We start from the raw sequence: 23,811 nt of genomic DNA, 5'->3' as shown, positions 1-23,811 counted from the left end.
AGAATGCAAAGGAGGGAATTCACTGATGCTCTACTTATCTCTTTTGTTAATATCCGTTGCTCTTTGGATTACAATTGACCTTTCATACGGGCGACTTCTTCATTTAAAACGAGTAAGCTCTCGCACTTTCCCTTTACGTCAAAGTGATTTTCACCTTTATACATACGGGAAAGATTTATATGACGCTTTATTTACTGATATAAAACAAGCACAGCATCACATTCATATTTTATTCTTCATTGTAAAAAATGATAAAATCAGTCGTGAATTTTTAAAATTGCTGATTGATAAGGCTCAGGAAGGAATTGAAGTACGACTTTTACTTGATCGATTTGGCAGCCATTCTTTATCAAACGAAGCTATTCGCTCCCTGCAAAAACATGGTATATCTTTTTCATTTTGTCATAAGGTAAAATTTCCTCTGCCTTTCTTTTCTGCTAACCAAAGAAATCATAGAAAAATTACAGTGATTGATGGGAAAACCGGCTATATCGGGGGATTTAATATTGGCGAAGAGTATCTAGGGCATAATGAACACTTAGGATTATGGCGAGACTATCATTTACGTCTTACAGGAGAAGGGGTTCAAGATTTACAAAAGCAATTTTTGCATGATTGGTTTGATGATACGAAACAGAATTTATTGGATGCTTCTCTTTATTTTCCAAAACAACAACCAGGTACCATCCTGCATCAATTTATTCCGACTGATGGTGCTTATTTACAGCATACTTTTTTACATTTAATTAACGGGGCAAAAAAAGAAATCTGTATCGGTACACCATATTTCATTCCTGGAAAAAAAATTATGAATGCCTTATTAAAAGCAAGAGAAAGAGGGGTTCAAATCACAATTCTTGTTCCAGAAAAAGCTGATCACCCTCTCGTTCGGGAAGCAAAATTCCCGTACTGCCGAAAATTAATACAGGCTGGTTGCAATATTTATGCATTTCAACAAGGTTTTTTTCACGCCAAAATTATTATAGTAGACGATGATATTTGTGATATCGGAACGGCAAACTTTGATATGAGAAGTTTATATATTAACCATGAAATAAACTGCCTGTTATATAATAAACATTTCATTCAAACAGTAAAAAATAAATTCCATGAAGATCTAGAGAATGCATGCGTACTTTCCTATAGTGATGTAAACCCGCCTTCTCTTATCGATAGAGGAAAGGAATGGATTGGAACAATGTTTGCTTTCTTTTTATAGGAAAGACAATGAATAAAAGAGGTGTATCTCATATGCTTATACGGTTTGGATATGTCTCACATGCAATGGCACTCTGGGACTGTTCTCCTGCCAAAACAATGACGTTTACAAGCTTTAAGAAACTCAGCAAGCAAGAGCGAGAAGACAAACTGCACCATGTTATAAAGCAAAATTTAGAGCACACAATACGTATCCTTCATTACAATATAGCGCATGAAATCCCACTATATCGCCTATCGTCTTCCATCGTCCCACTTGCAACACATCCCGAAGTCGAGTTTGACTATATTGGGGTATTCACACCACTTTGGCGTAAAATAGGGACTTTAATTAAAGAACACAATTTACGAATAAGTTTTCATCCAAATCAATTTACGCTATTTACAAGCGACAAGCCACATATTACTACTAACGCTATTACGGATATGACTTATCATTATAAAATATTGGATGCTATAGGCATTGCAGATTCTTCTTACATTAATATTCATGTAGGTGGAGCCTATGGAAATAAAGAAAAGGCTATTGAGCGCTTCCATGAAAACATAAAAAAACTTCCTACACATATAAAAAAACAAATGACTCTTGAAAATGATGATAAAACCTATACAACCGCTGAAACTTTATCCATTTGCCAAAAAGAAAATATTCCATTTGTATTTGATTATCATCATCATATGGCCAATCTTTGCGAGGAACCACTAGAAGAGTTGCTTCCTGCAATTTTTGAAACTTGGTCACATACAAATATCTCTCCTAAAGTTCACATTTCCTCCCCGAGATCGGAAAAAGAATTTAGGGCTCATGCTGAATATATCGATTTAGAGTTTATTAAGCCTTTCTTACACATTGCAAAAAAACACAATCATAATTTCGATATTATGATTGAAAGTAAACAAAAAGACTTAGCACTATTCCAATTAATAGATGAACTTTCTGCTATAAGAGGAATTAAAAGAATAAGTGGTGCAATGTTACAGTGGTAAATTGTAACTTTGCACCATTTTTTCAAAAAAGTAATTTTTATAGTAAAAAATATTCTATTTTATATGCTATTACTTAAATTAGCATTTTCTCCCCGAGATTCAACTTTATTGAAACGGAGTCACAATATGATTAATCAAAAAAAATATATACAATCTGTCATAATATACATATTTATATTTGCTCTTTGGATATTCCTTATACCAAATGAGTCGAATATAAAAGAAATCGGGATTCTTTTCTTATTCTGTTTCGCTGCACTTTTTTCTTGCTATTGCTTATGTAAAGCGATTAGAAAAATGACGCATGGTGATAAATTATTTTGGATTTTATTATTATGTACTTGTCTATGCGGGTTAGCTATGGAAATAACTTTATTTCTTCCTTCACTTTCTATTCATAAGCAAGTTATATTCTCATATAAAGCATTACCTTTTTTTATCATACAATATGTTTTACTCTTTGTTGGATTTGCTATAAAGTTTATAAAAATTTACTCTATTAAGGGTCTTGCTCAATTTTCATTCGATAGCATCTTTATTGTTATTATGAACATTTATTTCACTTTAACTTTTATCTTGGACCTTTCAAACTTCCGTATGTTAACAAAGGAAACTTGGATTTTAATTGGCTATTTCATTGCACAATCATTAGTAATTTACGCCGTTATTAGTCTATATAGAAGAGAACAATATTCTTCGAGTAGAATCGCATTAATTATCGGTTTCACTATTATACTCGTATACGGTTACATTCATCTGTTTCAATTAAATTTTGGGATGAAAACTTCTCCTGAATTTAATTATTTAATACACACTGCTTCTATTTTATTAATTGGACTTTCTTCCATACTATATATCTTGGATAAACCAATGCAACATGAAACGAAAGCAAAATATTATCGATTCGATTATGTACGTTTTATACTACCTTATTTTAGTATAATTATTACTTTTTCCTTTATTATCATTCAACCTTGGGATGATAAATTTATGTTAATTGGTCTCGTATTATCACTTATTTTGTTATTCTTGCGGCAACTTTACATGTGGAAAGATAATCAAGCACTAATCCTTACATATGAACAGTTGACTACACAACTAGAGGACGAAGTTGAAGAAGGTGCATTTGCATTATCAAAAAGTGAACAACGCTATAAGTCTTTATTCGAAGATCATCCCGATGCCGTTTTCTCTTTAAATATGAATGGCATTTTTCAACAATCTAATAAGGCATGCGAAAGCTTATTTACTGCCTATTATTGTGAAGTAGCAAGCTATTCTCTGGTACACTTCATTGATTCAAAAGACCACGAACTACTAAAGAAGGCTTTACAAATTACAAAGGAAGGTAGGCCACAAACGTTAGAAGTTCGTACAAAAGAACAAGAAGGCTATTATTATTATCTTCATATTACACTTATCCCTACTTTTATAAACAAAGAAGTGGTCGGAATGTTTGGGATAGCGCGTGATATTACCACTCTATATGAAAAACAAAAACAAGTAGAGCATTTAGCCTTTCACGATGCACTTACTGGATTACCAAATCGTCGAAAGTTCGAAAAAGATTTAAAAGCCATTTTAAATACAGCCCAAACTAACGCAAATGATGTCGCCGTCATATTCCTTGATTTAGATCGATTTAAAAAAATTAACGATAGACTTGGCCATGACGTTGGAGATTTATTATTAATTGAAGTAGCAAAAAGATTACGCGGTTGCTTGCGTTCAAAAGATATCGTCGCTCGCCAAGGTGGAGATGAGTTTACAATTCTGTTACCAGAAATGTACTCAGAAAAAAGTGCAATTTTTATAGCTGAACAGATTTTAACTATTTTAAACAAACCATTCTTCATTCAAGGCGAAGAACTCTCTATTACACCAAGTATTGGAATTGCGATGTACCCTGATTATGGAACTGATGTAAATGAATTAATGAAAAATGCTGATATGGCTATGTATCGTGCGAAAGCAAATGGAAAAAACCGATTTGTTTTCTTCTCAAAAGAAATGAGTATCGCTCAAAATGAAATTCAATTCTTAGAAGGTGAACTTTCAAAAGCATTACAACAAAATGAATTTTTCCTTGAATACCAGCCACAAGTAAGCACAAAAACAAAACAAATTATCGGTTTTGAAGCATTAATACGTTGGAAGCATCCAAAACTCGGTATCGTATCTCCTGCCCAATTTATTCCTCTAGCAGAGGAAACTGGTTTTATTATTGAACTTGGCAATTGGATTTTACGTACTGCCTGTTTAGAGGCAAAAAGATGGCATAATCAAGGTTTCTCTCACTTAAAAGTTGGTGTAAATTTATCTGTTGTTCAATTTAACCATGCAGATTTAATCCCAACTATTTCAAAGGTGTTGGAAGAAACAGAACTGAAACCAGAAGCACTAGATATTGAAATTACGGAAAGCATCGCAATTAATCAAAATCAATCTGTAGTTGCAAAACTAGAACAACTTCAAAATCTCGGTATTCAAATTTCAATCGACGACTTTGGAACTGGTTATAGTTCTTTAGCTTATTTAACAAAATATCCAATCAACACATTAAAAATCGCTCGAGAGTTTATTTGTGGAATTACAACTAGCCCTTTAGAAGAAGCAATTGTCTCTTCCATTATTACACTATCAAAAGAACTAAATTTAGAAGTGATTGCAGAAGGTGTAGAAACAGAAGAAGAATGGAAATTTTTACATAAACAAAATTGTGATCACATTCAAGGATTCTTTATTAGCAAACCTGTTTCTAGTAAAGACGTTTGGATGTTACTCCATAAAAAAACAACCGTCTAAGTAAGACGGTTGTTTTTTAGAACTCAAAAGGTACTTCATTAGCTAATTGTATCTCTTGATTATTATGAGAAATTATTTGGTTTTTCTCTAATGCTGTATCTCCTAATGAAATACCCCATGCCATCGCTAACGTTAGTAAACTACCAATAAGTAGTTTTTTCATATTCCATCACCCGCATTTTTTCTTTAAATATATCATGAAAAATTATCCAGATTTTATGCAATTATGCATATTTGTTCTTTATGTCTTTTTTATTTCTTCATTTTTTTAATAAGTGATTCTTTTAATTCATGGTTTCCTAATATATCAAAAAAGAAGCATGCTTTTTCGTAAGCATCTTCAATTTCTGCTCTATCACACCCAAGTTTTGCTAAGCATTCACCTTTTCGAAAGTATAACTGTCCAATCAATGTCATACTGTTAATTCGACACGATAGGTCAATGGCTTTATTTGCGTGACAAAGCGCTTCTTCGTATTGATTGTCTATGTATAATGCTTTTGCATGATTATGTCTCACCTTCACATCAAACTCTTTATTATCATGCAATGCCTCTAATTGTTTTAATATATTTTCAAACAAATCAATACCCTGCTTCAAATAGCCGTTTTCAGCATAAATGTTTGCAATTGCGTTTTCAATATAAAGGTTCTGATATACATCTATTCCTACCAGTTGTTGATTGAGCAATTTCTTTAATTCTAAAATGCAATATTCGTAATCGATTTTTTTCAATACGTAAGCAGCTACATAATATTGCCATTGAAGAAATTGCTGAAGCTCGGGATGATATTCTTCCTTTTTCAATTCATTGCATACTCTATTATAAATTTCTTTATATTTTTTTTGCTTACAAAGCAGAATAATTTGATCTTTTAACTGCTTATTCCTCTCAATATCAGAATAAATAAGTACCTCATAAAAATGAATGATGGGAACTTGTAATTTTGCTGCAATACCTTGCAATATATCCATACTTGGGTATACCGCGCCCGATTCAATTCGACTTACTTCCGATTGATGACATATGTTCTCGGATAACTGTTTTTGTGTTAATCCTCTCATCACCCTAATTTTCTTAATTTCACTTCCTAATTTTTCTGCGTGCATACTTACTCACCATCCCATTATAACAATCTAATTTTTTAAGTTGTCATACCACTACAATAATGTGAATTCGACAATTTTTGATATGAAATAATGCATAATATATATATAATTCGGCAAATTTTTCATACAATTCATCTCACATACAATAATAGATTAGGAGTGTTATAGATGAATTATAGAAAACTTGCTAGTGCTTTCGTTACATTCGGTCTTCTTTGCCCTTTATCAACAGAAGCTATTCATGCTCAAGAATTAGACAAAAGTGTAGTCAAAGTTGAAATTGCTCAGCCTGGTTTAACAATCGGGAAATTAACACAACCTCAAAATGATACGAAAGAAAATATTGCTAAAAAGTATTTAAAAGGTGAGGTAAATGGGGCGAAAGCTCAACAAGAACAAGTCACTACTGAAAAAAATGTAGATTTCCAACCTACAAATAAAGAAACCAAAGAAAATCAAACCGAAGTTCGCCTTGCACAAACATATAAAAACTATAAAGTATATGGCCAAGATCTCATTGTAAAAGTAGATAAAAATGGAGTGATCACAACTGTTAGTGGTAAAGTTGTTCAGAATTTAAATCAACAACCTAATCTTACTATAACAAATTTTTTGTCGAAAAATGAAGTAAAATCTAAATTACGCGATATAGTTCAAATTCCAAGTGATGCAGTTGAGACAGAATTCTCTAGCGAAACCGTTGTTTATAAGAAAAAAGATGGCTATTATACATTCGCAACTGTTATTACATTTACTTATGAAAACAATGAACAAATTATAAACGGCAATGCTATCGTTGATCTAAAAACTGGCGAAGTACTTTTCCAAGAAAAGTTCATTAAAAACAAAGAGAATAAGACTATAAATCAAGTAACATCACCTAGATTATCCCCTGCAAGTGAGCAAGGAACTGGGAAAAATGCACTTCAAGAAAACATCTCTTTCAATATTGCCAAAGGAACTGATGGGAAATTTTATTTAGCGGATTTATCACGCGGAAATGGTATTTATATTTATAATGCAAACTACGCCGATTCCCTCGGAGGATATAGTCAAGCTGGTTATCCAGGGACACTAATTTCAAGTAGTACTCCTAATTTTGCAGATAAAGAAGCCGCGGGCGCTATGAAGAATATGAGTGATATTTACGATTACTTTAAGAAAGAACATAATCTAAAAAGTTACGACAATAAAGATTCAAAAGTTGTTGCTAGTGTACACGGTTTTGATTCTACTGAAGTTAGTGATGGTGTAAAAGAAGACTATGTAAATGCATTTTGGCATCCCGCTTGGAACCAAATGGTATTTGGTGATGGTTTAGGCGGAAAACTAACATCCGCTCTTGATGTAACAGCTCATGAATTTGGACATGCTGTATTCAGTGGCACGACGAAAAATAAAGTCGTGAGATATCCAAGCGCTGAAACATCTGCACTAAACGAGGGATTAGCGGATTTCTGGGGTACACAAATCGAATATTACGTAAAGAAAGATAAAGGAAACTGGATTATGGGCGATACATTAGGTGGCCTAACAATTCGTGATATCCCAAGGGAAATTGGTGACGGCGGTCATAAATTATATACAAATTTACAAGATTTCTATAACGATGGTAATAATCAAGAATCACACGTGAATTCTGGTATTATCAGTCACGTATTATATCAATTAGCTGAAGGTAAAACATATAACGGTGTTGCTGTTCAAAAACAAGGCAATGAAAAAGTAAGTAAAGTTGTTATGCGTGCATTGCAAAATTATGCAACTTCCGCTGAAGACTTTGAATCACTTCAATCTCATATTGTACAAGCTGCAAAAGATTTATATGGCACTGCCGTATCAAATGAATTTGCAAAGGCATTTGAAGCACACGGTTACAAACCGTTACAAAAAGTAAATCAAGTAATAGAAGTACAATAATTATAAAAAGAAGGTTACCTCTCATAGGTAACCTTCTTTTTATATCCAACCCTTTTCTTCCGCAATTGTAATTGCTTCAATTCTATTTTTCGCATCAAGCTTCGCTAATACTTCAGAAATATAATTACGTACTGTACCCGGCGAAAGATAAAGTGCCTTCGCAATTTCGTTTGCCGTCTTTCCTTCTTTCGCAAGCAACAATACTTCCTTTTCGCGATCTGACAACGGATTTTGCTCCTGCCATAAACCAAACATTAAATCTTGGGAGACCTCTCGTTTCCCCTTCATTACATTACGAATTGCTGCCGCTAAATCTTCACTTGGGCTATCCTTTAATAAATAGCCGTGCACACCAGCTTTCATTGCTCGTTCAAAATATCCCGGCCGTGCAAATGTTGTTAAAATCATTACTTTGCATGATGATTTTTCTTTCTTTAAAGTCTCAGCGACATCCAATCCACTTTGAATCGGCATTTCAATATCCATAATACTTATATCCGGTTTTAACGATTCAATTAATTTTAGCGCCTCTTCCCCGTTTGCCGCTTGTCCAATTACTTCGATATCATCTTCTAGATCAAGCAGAGCCCCTAACGCACCACGAAGCATCCGCTGATCTTCTGCAATAATAATTCGGATCATGCCCTCACCTCATCTTTTCCTGTTCTAATAACAACTGGAACTTTTACTGTTAACAACGTCCCTGGATTGATTGTACCTAGTTCAACAAATCCATCAATAAGAGCAATTCGTTCTTTCATGCCGCGAATACCATTTCCATCATGATTTTGATCTGTTAAACCAATTCCGTTATCTTCTACTTTCAAAATTAGTTCACCTTGTGATTCTAATACAGAAACTGCGCACCGCGTCGCCTTACTATGTTTTACAACATTTGTAACGGCCTCACGTAAACACATCCCGACAATATTTTGTTCAATTGGTGATAACGAGCTCGATCTTGCTTCTTGCCTCACTTCTAATTCAATATTAGCTGCTTGTAAGATTGCTTTTATTTGCTCTAGCTCTTCTTCTACCGTAATCATACGCATATCAGAAATTAATTCTCTCAGCTGTTTTAAGGCTGTACGAGACGTTTGTGTAATTTCCTTCGCTTCCGCACTTGCACGCTCCGGATTTTTCACAATTAACTTCTCTACAAGCTGGCTTTTCAAAGTAATAAGAGATAGCGTATGTCCTAATGTGTCATGAAGATCTCTTGCAATCCGCTGCCGTTCTTCCCGTTTTACTAAGTCTTTAATTTGCTCGTTCGCCTCATCTAATTGATTTCTTAACATCTTTTTCTGATTAAAATTACGCATACCAAATGGCGTAAGAAGCATTAAAATAAACATCGGGACGATATTTACTAAACTTGTTGGTGTTAGTTGATTTATATTTACAAATACAAATGCTCCAAGCATTATAACTAACGAGCATAACAGCACTTGAAATACTTTCTTATTCGGCGCAAATCCCATCGCACTTGCTGTGAAAAAGCCAAAAAATATCATAAAAGGATTATAAAATAAAGCAAATAAAAAAATGAGTATCATTTGAATGCATGCCCATAAAATAAACGTCTTCTGAACAAAATAAAGCTGACGGTATGTGATAATAAAAAGTATCAACATACCGCTCCCTAGCACAAGCTTCCATCCTGATGCTTGTGCTAAGTGATAAATTGGAAATAATAGATAAACAAACCACATGTACGGAAAGAATCCCATATGTTTCGGAAAAATCTCAATCCTCTTCTTCTCTATCATTTATACCGCTTCCTGTCTTTTTCTTATATATATTGATACTACAACAAATATAAGGAAATAACCTCCTAATACCGCGATATTTTCCCATCCAATTGATTTTCCAGCTACAATATCCCACGCACCACTTCCGAAATGGTATGTTGGTGTCCATTCACCAATCGTTCTTAATATTTTGGGGAATACTTCAATCGGCATCCATAACCCGCCAACTATAGCTAAACTCATATTTAAAATATTTGCTAAGCCAGCAGCTGCGTCCGCCTTCTTAATGGAACCTATTACTGTTCCTAACGCTAAAAATGGTGTTACCCCTAACAATAACCATAACCCCGCACCAATCCATTGCCCTACCGTTAACTCAACATGATTAATTAGTATCCCTGCAATAAAGATAACTAATATTGAAAAAGCATTTACTACTGTTTGAGCGATAATTTTCGCTGTTAAATATGCTCCCTCTGGAAGCGGTGTAATTTTTAAAAGATGTGTCCATCCTTGCCCTTTTTCCTGAGAAAGTCTCACACCGAAACTAAAGAGTGCAGTCCCTACAATACTGAAAGTTGCCATCGAAATTAAATAATGTGCTTTCCACGCATCTCCGTTTTGTGGTACTTGAACAACATTTGTAAAAATGTAGTAAAACATAACAGGCATTAATAATGAGAAAAAGATAAATAATTTATTGCGGAATGTACGTAAAATTTCTATTTTACACTGCATCCATAACGCTCTCATGCGATTTCCTCCTTCTGATTTGCGACAAACTGTTCAAATGCCTCATCAAGGCTTCCACGTTCAACTGAAACATCTGTTACAGGTAAACTCCTTTGATAAATGGCTTTTAAAGTTGCATCCGTATCCTCCGTTGTTAAAATGAAGCGGCCTTCGTTTGACTTTACTTCTATTACATTTGGTAATTCCTTTAGTAATTTTGTAGGAATGCTTTCCTTTGAGTAAAATGTGATTGTTTTTCTCGAAATCGTTGCTTTCATTTCGTCTGGTGTACCATCTGAGATAATCTTTCCGTTCGCAAATAATAAGATACGATTTGCTAAAGCATCTGCTTCTTCTAAATAATGCGTCGTTAAAATAATCGTTTTCCCTTCACTTGCTAACTTTCGAATCGTTTCCCAAAACGTTCTTCGAGACGTAATATCCATTCCGACTGTCGGCTCATCTAAAAATAACAAATCCGGATTTCCCGCAAGTGCAAGCGCAAAGTTTAACCTTCTTTTTTGCCCACCTGATAATTTCTCACATCTTTGCTTTCGCTCTGATTCTAAATTTGCTAACTGCAGTAACGTTTCTTTCTCTATAGGATTCGTATAATAACTACGGAATAACTCAATTGCCTCTTCCACCGTAATACTATCAATGACACTTACTTCTTGCAGCATCGCACCGAGGCTATTACGAACATCTCTATGCTTTGGACTCTTTCCAAATATAGAGACCTTACCTTCCGTTGGTTCCTTTAATCCAAGCATCATCGACATCGTCGTTGTTTTCCCCGCACCATTTGGACCAAGCAACGCTACTATTTCCCCTTTATTTACATGAAATGAAACATTATTTACTGCGTTTTTATGTTTAAATGTTTTAGAAACATCATTTACTTCAATAATCTTTTCCATCTCTCCACCCCCGCTGTTTCTTATATTTACATTGTATTCCTTGGAAAACTTAGGAAACAGTATGATGCGTCATGACATCGATATGACAATTGTCATGTATTCTTTATGAGAGGAATCAGCCCCCATACCGCAAGCGAGTAGCAGGACGAAAATAAACATGATACAATCGGATAAGATATATATTCGAGGAAGGACAGTGGTTTTCATGATTATTCGTAATGAACAAGATTTAGAAGGCTTACGAAAAATCGGCCGCATCGTTGCGCTTGCACGTGAAGAAATGAAAAAACAAGCGAAGCCAGGTATGACAACGAAAGAGCTTGATTTGATCGGTAAAAAAGTATTAGATGAGCATGGTGCTATTTCTGCACCTGAAAAAGAATATGATTTTCCAGGTGTAACTTGCATTAGTGTAAATGAAGAAGTTGCTCATGGTATTCCAGGAGATCGTGTATTAAAAGAAGGCGACTTAGTAAACGTCGATGTATCCGCTGCACTTGATGGCTATTATGCAGATACAGGCATTTCATTTGTTCTTGGAGAAGACGAGGCAAAAGAAAAACTTTGCCAAGCAGCGGTTGATGCATTTTGGGCAGCAATGAAAAAGGTTAGAGCTGGCTCAAAACAAAATCAAATTGGTCGTGCTGTTTCAAACTTCGCACATAAAAGTGGATACAATGTTATCCAAAACTTAACTGGTCACGGCATTGGTCTTAGCTTACATGAAGCACCAAATCACATTTTAAGTTACTATGACCCAATGGATAATGCGCTTCTAAAAGACGGTCTTGTTATCGCTGTAGAACCGTTCATCTCTATGAAAGCTGATCATATTATTGAACGTGGTGACGATGGTTGGACATTCGTTACACCAGATAAAAGTCTTGTTGCACAATGTGAACATACCGTTGTCGTAACACGCGGTGAACCAATAATCTTAACAGAAATCTAATACCAAAAACGGCTGTTTTGTAGATTTATTCCACATAAAACAGCCGTTTTTTATTTTTGGGAAAATATGTGAACTAGTGTTGAACTCTTTATCATTTAAGTATATAATCTTTAGCGGAGGTTACTTAAGCTTATCTTTACTAAAAAGATATTGTAACTAAGGAGTAAAACACCTTCTTTCCTATTGTTTAAACAGGCTCAAAAATGACCGTAGTAACGTGTTAGTCGAATATTCTGTAATCCTTATATTTCTCTAACAATGTAAGAAACTATCACCTTTCAACTTCGGTCCACTAATCGCACAACTCTCTTTAGACAAAATAAATGACTATTTTCAAAGTACATATTGTCTTCATTCTGACCAAAACCAACCCTATCTAGATTTTTATTTCCACATAACTTTAAGGCAAAAATAAGCCTTCACAAAGGGATACACTACATTGGTTAGTATGTATCGTAAAACTTACCTTTATAACCATTCTTTTTTACTAGATATACATGAAAACTATCTCACATATAAAGGTCTGATATCATTATTTATATCAGTATTTTTTTCGACATTTTTTGTCGAATTGTGTATATTTCCATAGAACTGTGTAAATATACATTTTGTTTTACGTTAAATAATATTGCTTTGAACATAATTCTGTTTGTCTGAGAACGCGTATAGAAACGGAGGGATAACAAAAATAAATAGCTTATAACAAATACTTTTAATATTCCATTTGTTCATGTGGAATAAGTCCCCAATGGACAAATGAATGTTCAGAGGAGGAAAAATGAAAAAACTTTTTAATGTATGTTTAATTGTATTCGTACTATTTTCGCAACTTGCTAGTTTTCCATACAATCAAGTAAAAGCGGAAACCTTAACAGGAGATTCCTTATTTGACACTGTTGAAATGAAAGATGCGACGAATCATATTATTGACGAAGCAAAAAATCCTAACAATTTAATAAAGATAGGATCAACCATTCAAGTAGAATACGCTTGGTCAATAAAGGATCAACAAGTTGCACACGCAAATGATACAGCAGTAGTTCAAATACCACTTGCATTAAAAGTATCTAAAGATTTGCAAGGGGATTTAGTAACAGATCAAAAAAATATTGGTCAATATTTTATAACAGCTAAAGATAATAAACTAAAATTAATATTTAATGATCAAGTAGAAAATTTGAAAGACGCTAAAGGAAAAATTAAAGTTGATACCGTGTTTAACTCAACTTTAAAAACTGGGGAAAAATCAGTTCAAATCGCTTTTCCTTTAGGAACAATGGTTCAGCCTATATCAGTTCCTGTTCAAGTAGAAAACTCTAAAGAAGATGGCACCAAACAGGATACTAATAAACAAGCGCAAGATCCAGTAGCTAAACCTGTTACTGACAATCCGGAGCAAGATCCAGCAACTAAAACTGTTACTGATAATCCGGAACAAAACCCAGCAACTAAAACTGTTACCGATAATCCGGAACAAAACCCAGCAGCTAAAACTGCCACTGATAATCCGGAACAAAACCCAGCAGCTAAAACTGCCACTGATAATCCGGAACAAAACCCAGCAGCTAAAACTGCCACTGATAATCCGGAACAAAACCTAGCAGCTAAAATTGCTACTGACAATCCAGAACAAAAGCTATCAAGCGACCCTGCTGAGAATACAAATTCAGGTCCAAAGCAAATAACAACAAACATTTTAACCGGTGTAAAGTTGACGGATAAAGACGGAAAACCATTTACAGAGGATAACCGTCCAAGTACAGATTCCCCTGCCAATATTGAGTTTACATGGGAACTTTTAAAGTCAATGAATGTGAAAAATGGAGATTACTATATTTTTGATCTTCCTAAACATTTTAAGATTTACAATACAATTAACAGTCCTTTATATGATAGTGAAAACCATCAAATTGGTAATTTTACTGTTACAAAAGATGGAAAAGTCACGATGAAATTCAACGATTATGTTGAAGAGCATCCAGATGTTGCTGGTAACCTACAATTAAAGACAGAATTTAATAAAGCTGAAATTAAAGGTACAACAACACAAGAAATTCCTTTCCCGATTAAAGATAAGGATGTTTCTATTACAGTTGACTTTAAGCCTAATGTACAAACAGCTACGAATAAAAAAGGATTACCTGATAGACCAATTAATACAAATGAAATTAATTGGAAAGTAGAGATGAACAAAACGCAAGACACCCTTAAAAACGCTATTTTTAAAGATAACATTCCACAAGGTACAAACTTAAATAAAGATTCTATTAAAGTTTATTATTTAGAAGTTGATGTTAATGGGAATGTAACGCGTGGTGCAGAAGCTGAGCCAACAGATTACAATATTATTTCATCAGATGGCTCAAAATTGGAGATTGCTTTTAAAGATTCTATCAATAAAGCATATCAAATCGAATATGCCACAAAAATTACTGATGAAAATATTAAAAGTTTCCGAAATAACGTTACGATAACGAGTGATAATCAAAAGCAACAAAACGCAAGCTCTACTGTAACGGTTTCTCGTGGTACACACTTAAATAAAACAAGTAAATATGATCCAAAGACGCAAACAATTGAGTGGACAATTACTTACAATGGTGATCAAAGAGAGATCAAAAAAGCAGATGCGATTTTAAAAGATATTTTTGACGATACACACGAACTAGATGCAAATTCTATTGTTGTAAAAAACGCTTCATATAATGAAAAAGGAACGCTTGTAACAGGAGACGCTGTTAATAATTACACTGTAAGTAACAAGAAGAATGGCTTCGATTTACAGTTTAATGATGATATTAATAGTGCTTATGTGATTACCTATAAAACCAAGCCAACTAATAAAGTTATAGAAGATGGAAAAGTAAAAAATAAAGTTACAGCTGATAATGATTCAAGTAAAGAAAATGAAGCTAGCTTCAAGCAGCAAAATATTATTAAATCTAATAATAAAGCTGAAACAAATTATAAAGACAAAACAACAACTTGGACAATTATAGTAAATAATAACAACTATCCATTAAACAACGCGATCATTACGGACACCTTTGATCATGGTGGATTACAATTAAAAGATAAGAAACTAGAAATTAAAGACGGAAATTATACCCTTCAGGCTGGGACTGACTATATTTTAGATACAACAGATAAAGGCTTCAAAATTACTCTTATAGGTACGTATCAGTCTAATATGACAAAGACATTAGTTGTAAAATATACGACAGACTTTGATTATACAAAGCTAGAAAGTGGTAAAACTTCATTTAAAAATACAGGTAACCTATCTTGGATAGATACGGATTCTAATCCACAATCAAATCAAGTTGAAGCTAATTTTGATCCTGATACTTTCACAAAAGCAAATGGTTATAAATACGGTTCTTATAACGCCCAAACGAAGGAAATTACTTGGATAATAGGCTTTAACTATAATAATGTTGAGATTAAAGATCCTTATGTTATAGACGTCATACAAGATAAACAAAAGTTAGTGCCTGGATCCATTGAAGTGCGCGATATGATTTTAAATGGAAATCCTAATAATGCACAACCTGGTAATGCTGTACCAACTGAGCAATATGAACTTGAAGAACCTACAGAGAACAATAAAAACACCCTAAAGGTTCATTTCAAACAATCAATTAATTCACCTTACTATATTATCTTTAAAACAAGCCTTGATGGTGAACTTATCCAAGGTACCTACAAAAACGAGGCAGATTTAAAAGATGGCTCTAAAATTGTAAACACCCTTACAGGTGACACTCAAGTAAATAAAGGTGGCAGCTTTGTTACTAAAAAAGCTGTGCAAGACGACAACTATATTAATTGGAGTATCGCAATTAACGAAAGCCAATCAACCATTGCAGATGCCGTTGTAACAGATGACCCAACCGAAAATCAGGTAATTATGGAAGATTCATTCCACTTATATCCTACAACTGTTGATCCATATGGAAATTTAACAAAAGATACAGTAAACGAATTAAAAGAAGGAACAGACTATAAACTCAAAATAACAACAGACAATAATACCGGAAAGCAACATTTCGAAATTGCCTTCTTGAAAAAAATTGATCGAGCTTATATTTTAGAATATCGCTCACTTATTAATGCAGACGATAAAGAAAAAGTAAGTAATAAAGCGAAAATCACAGGCAATAAGTTGACAGTTAAAAACACAGAAACTACTGAAACGATTGAAGTGAGAATGTCTTCTGGTTCAGGCGGAGGATCTGCTACTAAAGGCCGTGGAAACCTTGAAATTATAAAGGTAGATAACGACAATAAAAACGCACTATTAGCTGGGGCAGAATTTACTTTATACGATCGTACAGGTAAAACTGTTATCCGTAAAATTACAACAGACAAAGACGGTATCGCTAAATTTAATAATTTAAAACGCGATAAATATTTATTAAAAGAAACAAAGGCTCCTGAAGGCTATGTAATTAGCTGGGATTTAAAACAAGGAAAAATTGTTGAACTTGGTACACAAGAGACTACAACATATAAACTTGCAAATAAGAAGTTTGTCGGTAAAGTAGTTTTAACAAAGTCTGATGACCTGAATAAAAACGTCACACTGCAAGGTGCCGTTTTCACACTACTTGATAAAGATAAAAAAATAATTTCAGAACACGAAAAATTAACAACAAATGATAAAGGACAAATTACTGTAGATAATTTAAAACCAGGAACTTACTATTTAAAAGAAATAAAGGCTCCTGAGCATTATCAATTAGATGATCGACTTATTGAATTTACAATCGAGGAAGATCAAACAACAGTAATCAATAAAACGGCCCAAAACAGCTTAATTAGAGGCTCAGCTATCCTAACAAAAGTTGATAAAGAGGGTAATACTTTAGAAGGTGCTGTATTTAGTGTACGGGACCAAAATAACAAAAGAATTCCTGGTTATACCAAATTAACGACAAATGGTAACGGACAAATCGAAGCGAAAAATTTACTTCCTGGAGAGTACCAGTTTGTTGAAGAGAAAGCACCTGAACATTATGAAATAGATAAAAAACCGCTTAAATTTACAATTGAAAAAAGCCAACAGAAAGCACTTACTGTTACCGCGACAAATCACCTCATTAAAGGTGGTGTCACTTTAACGAAAGTCGATGATGTCGATGGCACTGCCCTTGAAGGTGCTGTATTTAAAATTGTCGATGCGAATGACGAGAAACAAGTAATTCGTGAAAATATAAAAACAGGTTCAGATGGAAAAGTTACCATTAAAGATCTAGAGCCTGGTGTTTATAAATTTATCGAAACAGAAGCTCCTAAGGATTATACGTTAAGTACAAACCCTATCGAGTTTACAATTGATAAAAGCCAACAAGCTCTTGCTACTGTTACGGCAAATAACAGCTTAAAAACGGGCGAAGTTGAATTATTAAAAGTTGATGAGTTTGGTGAGAAAAAACCACTTGAAGGTGCAGTATTCAAGCTTGTCGATACAAATAATAATGACGTTTCCCCTTACACTAACTTAACTACTGATAAACACGGTAAAGTTAAAGTTAGTAACCTACGTCCTGGTACGTATAAATTCATTGAAATAGCTGCTCCTGAACATTACGTTTTACGAGCAGAACCTATTGAATTTACAATCGATAGAAGTCAGAAAGAAACTCTACTTGTGAAAGCTGAAAATGCTTTAAAACCAGGAGATGTTGAATTAACAAAAGTTGATGATATCGATGGTACAGCTCTTGAAGGTGCTGTATTTAAAATTGTTGATGCAAATGATGAAAAGAAAGTCATTCGCGAAAATGTAAAAACTGGTGCGGATGGTAAAGCTATCGCTACTGGCTTACGCCCTGGCGATTATAAATTTATCGAAGTAACAGCACCGAAGTATTACGACAAAAATACAAAACCAATTAAATTTACGATTACAGAAAGTCAAACAACTCAGGCTACTGTTACCGCTAAAAACAGCTTAACAAAAGGCGGTATTGAGTTAACAAAAGTGAATGCTGCAGATGAAAAGGAAACACTTGAAGGTGCAGTATTTAAAATCGTTAATAGAGATACTAATGAAGATGTTCGTACGGACCTTGTTACGAATAATAAAGGAATGCTAGTTGTAGATGACTTACGTCCTGGTAACTATAAACTTATCGAAACAAAGGCTCCAACTTATTACGATGTAAATGTAGAACCAATTGAATTTACAATCGAAAAAGGACAACAAAAACTCCTTCCACTTACATTTAAAAATAGTTTAACGAAAGGAAAAGTTAAACTTATTAAAGAAGATGATGTGGAAAGTAGTAAAGCTCTTGCCGGCGCTGTATTCACATTGCAAGACCCAACTGGCAAAGAAATTATGAAAGATTTAACAACAGATGATCACGGAGTATTAGTTATTCCTGATTTAGCACCAGGGGATTATCAATTTATCGAAACAAAAGCCCCTGAACATTATAAATTAGACAAAACACCTATTAAGTTCACAATTAAAAAAGGTAGTAAGGAAGATCTTCCTATCCCTGTTACTGTAAAAAATAGTTTACTTACAGGTGGCGTCACTTTAACAAAAGTTGATGATGTTGATGGCACTACTCTTGAAGGTGCAGAATTTATAATCGTTGACGCTCATGATACTAAAAAGGTAATTCGAAAAGATTTAACGACTGATAAAAACGGTAAAATTACTGCTTCTGATTTACGTCCTGGAGACTATCAATTTATTGAAGTAAAAGCTCCAAAAGACTATACCTTAAGCAAAGACCCTATTCCGTTCACTATCGAAAAAAGTCAAAAAGAGAATATTACTGTTACCGCTACTAACAGTTTAAAGAAAGGTGCAGTAACATTAACAAAAATTGATGACATCGATCGTACGATGCTCGAAGGTGCAATCTTTAAGATTGTGGATATGAATGGTAAGGAAGTTCATACGAATCTTGTTACAGATAAAAACGGAAAAATTTCTGTTTCTGATTTACGCCCTGGAGACTATCAGTTCATTGAAACAAAAGCTCCTGAGCACTATGTATTAGATGAAACAACGATTCCATTTACAATTGAAAGAAGTCAAACGAAAGAGATCAATGTTACAGGCAAAAATGCTTTGAAAAAAGGTAGCGTTGAACTAACAAAGATTGACGATATTGATATAAATACAAAACTTGCTAACGCCGTATTTAATTTATTAGATGCAGACGGTGAGCTAGTTGAAGAAGGCTTAAAAACAAATGCTGAAGGTAAAATTGTTGTTGAAAATCTACGTCCTGGTACGTATCAATTCGTTGAAACAATTGCTCCTGAACATTACGATTTAGATAAAAAACCTATCGTATTTACAATTAAAAAGAGCCAAACTGAAACTCTTCATATCACTGCTACAAATGCTTTAACAAAGGGTGCAGTTAAACTTTCTAAAGTAGACGATATTGATGGCACTGTTCTTAAAGATGCAGTATTTAAAATTGTTAATATGAACGGTGATGTAGTTCATAAAGACCTTGTTACAAATGAACAAGGAATAATCGAAATTAACGACCTACGTCCTGGTGATTACCAATTCATCGAAACGAAAGCTCCTAAGCATTACGTTTTAGATGAAACACCAATCAAATTCACTATTGAAAAAGGACAGAAGAAAGTTATTTCTTTAACTGCTACAAATAGCTTAAAACAAGGTAGTATCGAATTACTTAAAGTTGATGATTTAAACACTCAAACAAAACTTGCCGATGCGGTATTTAATTTACTAGATCAAGATGGCAAAGTACTTAAAACAGATTTAAAAACAAACAGTGAAGGTAAAATCGTTATCGAAAACTTACGTCCTGGTACGTATCAATTCGTTGAAATAACGGCCCCTGAACACTATGATTTAGACAAAAAACCAATTATATTTACAATTGAAAAAAGCCAAAAAGATATTGCTACCGTTACTATGAAAAATAGTTTAACAAAAGGCGGCGTGGAACTTTCTAAAGTGGATGACGTCGATGGCACTACTCTTGAAGGCGCAGTATTTAAAATTGTGGATATGAATGGCACTGTAATTCGCAAAGATCTTGTTACGAATCAACAAGGTAAAATTAGCGTTTCTGACCTACGTCCTGGTGATTATCAATTCATCGAGACAACGGCTCCGAAACACTATGATTTAAACAAAGAGCCAATTCCATTCACAATCACAAAGAGCCAAGCTGATCCTATCTCCGTTACAGCTACAAATAGCTTAACGAAAGGCACTGTGGAACTTTCTAAAGTAGATGATGTAGATGGTACTGCTCTTAAAGATGCGATATTTAAAATTACTGATATGAATGGTAACGACATTCGCACTGAACTTACAACAGATGTACATGGAAAAATTTCTGTTTCTGATTTACGTCCTGGGGACTATCAGTTTATTGAAACGAAAGCTCCTGAACACTATAAATTAGATAGTACACCTATTAAGTTTACAATTAAGAAAAGCCAAAAAGAAAAGCTCCAAGTTACTGCTACAAATAGCTTAACTGAGGGTGCTGTAGAATTAATAAAAGTGGATGATATAAATCCAGATACAAAACTTTCTGATGCAGTGTTTAACATCATCGATGCGAAAGGTAAAATTGTTCGCACTGATTTAACTACTGATAAAGATGGGAAGATTTCAGTTTCTGATTTACGTCCGGGAGATTATCAGTTCATTGAAACGAAAGCTCCAACTGGCTATGATTTAAACGTTAAACCAATTCCTTTCACAATTACGAAAGGACAATCTCAGGTTACCTCTGTTACAGCCTTAAATAGTTTAACAACAGGTTCAATTGAGTTAACTAAAGTTGATATTGATCACCATGGAACACTTGAAGGTGCCATTTTCAATATTTTAGACCAAGATGGAAAAGTCATCCGAGAAGGTTTAAAAACAGATCAACACGGAAAAGTAATCGTAAATGATTTGAAACCTGGTAATTATCAATTAGTAGAAACAAAGGCTCCTAAAGGCTATCAATTAGATGCATCACCAATAAACTTTACAATTGATAAAGCCCAAGCTAAGCCACTACAAATTACAGTTTCAAATAAAAAAATTGAATCTTCTTCAGGTGGAGATGACAAGCCAATTACTCCTCCAAATAAAGAAGATAACAAAGGCAATGAAACATCTGAGAAACACGAAAACGGAACTTCTGAAGAACAAAATAATGAAACACCTGAGAAACACGAAAACGGAACTTCCGAAGAAACATCGAATAAAACAGATAACAAACAGCAAGATGATCGAAATACGGATAAGCACCTTCCAAATACAGGTCATAAAGAAGACCCTACACAAACAGTAGGTATTGTTCTTCTACTAGCTGGATTATTAAGTATTTTAGCTACAAAACGCAAAAAAAATTATTAATAATTTTTTCACATCCAATCAATCTCTCAATTGATTGGATGTTTTTTTATACAAAAAGGACGATACATAAAGTATCGTCCTTTTAACGGGGTGAGGCTGCCCAAAAGTACGGAAAACCTTTGAACAGCCTCTTATTTTCATATGGATGCCTTACATATATCACTGATAATAATTATGAAATGCGGAAACATAATTACCATCAACTGATTCAAACATGAGAAATGAAACCCTACAGTGGTTCCATTCCTCTACATAATCTAAAGTTTGGGTACACTAGATTCATGCAATGTAGGAGCTTTCAGAGTAGAAAGCGAACCTTCGTTTAAAATGATAGCATACATATCTCCCTCAAAAATATGCAAATATGCATATATCGTTTTTTTATTTCTCAATGTCAGAATATTGAAAAATAAAAGGTGTGAAGGTAAAATAAAGTCATTATCCGTCTTCTTTTGTCAGTCAGAGAGAATAGAAGAATAGGAGAGGAAAAAATGAGAAAATCATTGAAACAAAAAATAGTAAGCTCTTTGCTTGCTGTATCACTTGCTGTTAGCTTAGCTCCAATTGGGCAAGCAAAAGCGGATTCCACGTCAGAGGTTACACAAACTCCATCTATTACAAAACAGATTGATCCAAACCGCGCGATTGAACATGTTCGTTTCTTATCTGAAACAATTGGTCCTCGCCCCGGTGGAACAAAATCCGAAGAATGGGCTTCTCGTTACATTGGTATGCAGCTTAAATCAATGGGCTATGAAGTAGAATATCAACCATTTCAGGTGCCCGATCAATACGTTGGATTCATTGAATCACCCCTATCAACAAAACGTAATTGGCAAGCTGGTGCTGCTCCTAATGCACTAATTTCTACAGAAGCTGTTACAGCTCCCCTTATCTTTGTTCAAGGTGGGACAAAATTAGAAGATATTCCAAATGAAGTAAACGGTAAAATTGTTTTATTTGAAAGAGGAACGACAGTTACCGACTATAATAAACAAGTTGAAAATGCTGTTAGCAAAGGTGCAAAAGGTGTTCTTTTATACAGTTTAATTGGCGGACGCGGAAATTATGGACAAACCTTCAATCCCCGCCTAATGAAAAAGCAATCTATCCCTGTCTTTGGTCTTGCTTATGCGCAAGGAAATGCATTTAAAGAAGAAATCGCTAAAAAAGGGACAACAATTCTTTCCCTAAAAGCGAGACATGAATCTAAATTAACATCTCTAAATGTTATCGCCAAAAAGAAACCAAAGAAGAGTACAGGTAATGAAAAAGCAGTCGTTGTAAGCTCGCACTATGATAGTGTTGTCGGAGCACCTGGCGCAAATGATAATGCTTCTGGAACTGGATTAGTATTAGAACTAGCTCGTGCTTTTCAAAATGTAGAAACTGATAAAGAAATTCGCTTTATTACCTTTGGTTCTGAAGAAACTGGATTACTTGGTTCGGATTATTACGTGAATAGTCTATCCCAAAAAGAACGCGACCGTATTTTAGGTGTCTTTAACGCCGACATGGTTGCAACAAATTATGATAAAGCAAAGAATTTATATGCTATGACACCTGATGGCTCTACAAACTTTGTAACAGACGCTGCCTTGCAAGCAGGTAAACAACTAAATAATAACCTCATCCTACAAGGTAAATTCGGTTCTAGTGATCATGTTCCATTTGCTGAAGCTGGTATTCCTGCTGCTCTATTCATTTGGATGGGTGTCGATAGTTGGAACCCATTAATCTATCATATTGAGAAGGTATACCATACACCTCAAGATAACGTATTAGAAAACATTTCACCTGAACGAATGAGAATGGCATTAGACGTTATCGGAACAGGAGTTTACAACTCGCTTCAAAAACCTGTTCCTCAAACTGAACAGAAAGCTGCTTAATCATTTAAAAGACCACTGATTTGAAGTGCACCCCAATTGTTAGACACATAACTAACAATTGGAGGTGCATTTTTTATGGCTAAATTTTCTTCAAAAGATAAAATACAAGCAGTAAAACGATATCTAGAAGGTACGGAAGGCGGAAAAA

The 23,811-nt window shown here is 34.2% G+C and carries 13 protein-coding genes; 7 read left to right on the top strand and 6 right to left on the bottom strand.

Going from position 1 to position 23,811, the window contains the following annotated elements; translation table 11 throughout:
• Positions 1 to 25: 25 nt before the first annotated feature.
• The 3 genes from cls (at position 26) to D1166_RS21470 (ending at position 5,010) form a co-directional block, all read left to right on the top strand.
• Positions 26 to 1,219: a cardiolipin synthase gene (cls, locus tag D1166_RS21480; RefSeq protein ID WP_030029542.1), complete on the top strand. Its 1,194-nt coding sequence runs from the start codon at positions 26 to 28 to the stop codon at positions 1,217 to 1,219.
• A gap of 32 nt (positions 1,220 to 1,251) precedes the next feature.
• Entirely contained in the window at positions 1,252 to 2,205 is a 954-nt protein-coding gene (gene uvsE / locus D1166_RS21475; RefSeq protein WP_097855700.1) for a UV DNA damage repair endonuclease UvsE, read from the top strand.
• A gap of 126 nt (positions 2,206 to 2,331) precedes the next feature.
• Positions 2,332 to 5,010: a DUF4084 domain-containing protein gene (locus D1166_RS21470; RefSeq protein WP_000609929.1), complete on the top strand. Its 2,679-nt coding sequence runs from the start codon at positions 2,332 to 2,334 to the stop codon at positions 5,008 to 5,010.
• A 16-nt stretch (positions 5,011 to 5,026) separates the two neighbouring features.
• Here the strand turns inward: D1166_RS21470 and D1166_RS21465 are convergent, their stop codons facing one another.
• Entirely contained in the window at positions 5,027 to 5,173 is a 147-nt protein-coding gene (locus tag D1166_RS21465; RefSeq protein WP_000734726.1) for a quorum-sensing peptide PapR, read from the bottom strand.
• 89 nt (positions 5,174 to 5,262) lie between these two features.
• Positions 5,263 to 6,120 carry a helix-turn-helix domain-containing protein gene (locus tag D1166_RS21460; protein ID WP_000542925.1) on the bottom strand — a complete coding sequence of 286 codons (858 nt, stop codon included), beginning with the start codon at positions 6,118 to 6,120 and terminating at the stop codon, positions 5,263 to 5,265.
• Positions 6,121 to 6,288: 168 nt separating this feature from the next.
• Here D1166_RS21460 and D1166_RS21455 point away from each other — a divergent pair, with 168 nt between their 5' ends.
• Entirely contained in the window at positions 6,289 to 8,040 is a 1,752-nt protein-coding gene (locus tag D1166_RS21455) for a M4 family metallopeptidase (protein ID WP_001109515.1), read from the top strand.
• A gap of 39 nt (positions 8,041 to 8,079) precedes the next feature.
• On the opposite strand, the gene D1166_RS21450 is transcribed toward D1166_RS21455, so the two are convergent.
• Genes D1166_RS21450 through D1166_RS21435 form a run of 4 tightly spaced genes read right to left on the bottom strand, consistent with a single transcriptional unit; the run spans position 8,080 to position 11,443 of the window.
• Positions 8,080 to 8,682: a response regulator transcription factor gene (locus tag D1166_RS21450; protein WP_000619250.1), complete on the bottom strand. Its 603-nt coding sequence runs from the start codon at positions 8,680 to 8,682 to the stop codon at positions 8,080 to 8,082.
• Complete coding sequence (locus tag D1166_RS21445) at positions 8,679 to 9,809, bottom strand: sensor histidine kinase (RefSeq protein WP_097855685.1); 1,131 nt, start codon at positions 9,807 to 9,809, stop codon at positions 8,679 to 8,681. Before D1166_RS21445 ends, D1166_RS21450 begins: the two co-directional genes overlap by 4 nt.
• Positions 9,810 to 10,544: an ABC transporter permease gene (locus tag D1166_RS21440; RefSeq protein WP_001202427.1), complete on the bottom strand. Its 735-nt coding sequence runs from the start codon at positions 10,542 to 10,544 to the stop codon at positions 9,810 to 9,812.
• Positions 10,541 to 11,443 (bottom strand): ABC transporter ATP-binding protein, encoded by a 903-nt coding sequence (locus D1166_RS21435; protein WP_000411111.1) that lies wholly within the window; start codon positions 11,441 to 11,443, stop codon positions 10,541 to 10,543. Before D1166_RS21435 ends, D1166_RS21440 begins: the two co-directional genes overlap by 4 nt.
• Positions 11,444 to 11,600: 157 nt before the next feature.
• On the opposite strand from D1166_RS21435, the gene map reads away from it, so the two are divergent.
• From map to D1166_RS21420, 3 genes are all read left to right on the top strand, one after another.
• A complete protein-coding gene (gene map, locus D1166_RS21430) occupies positions 11,601 to 12,395 on the top strand; it encodes a type I methionyl aminopeptidase (protein ID WP_003313889.1) in 795 nt (264 codons plus the stop codon).
• A gap of 778 nt (positions 12,396 to 13,173) precedes the next feature.
• The gene (locus tag D1166_RS21425) at positions 13,174 to 21,771 is read left to right on the top strand and encodes a SpaA isopeptide-forming pilin-related protein (RefSeq protein ID WP_118043421.1); all 8,598 of its coding nucleotides are present in this window, start codon (positions 13,174 to 13,176) and stop codon (positions 21,769 to 21,771) included.
• Positions 21,772 to 22,262: 491 nt separating this feature from the next.
• On the top strand, positions 22,263 to 23,663 hold the full coding sequence (locus D1166_RS21420) for a M28 family metallopeptidase (RefSeq protein ID WP_001232226.1): 1,401 nt from the start codon (positions 22,263 to 22,265) through the stop codon (positions 23,661 to 23,663).
• Positions 23,664 to 23,811 lie beyond the last annotated feature (148 nt).

Source organism: Bacillus sp. ISO11 (assembly GCF_003458115.1).
GTDB classification, from domain to species: domain Bacteria; phylum Bacillota; class Bacilli; order Bacillales; family Bacillaceae_G; genus Bacillus_A; species Bacillus_A cereus.
The sequence above is the reverse complement of the archived record's forward strand: the minus strand, read 5'-3'. Positions and strand labels throughout refer to the sequence as shown.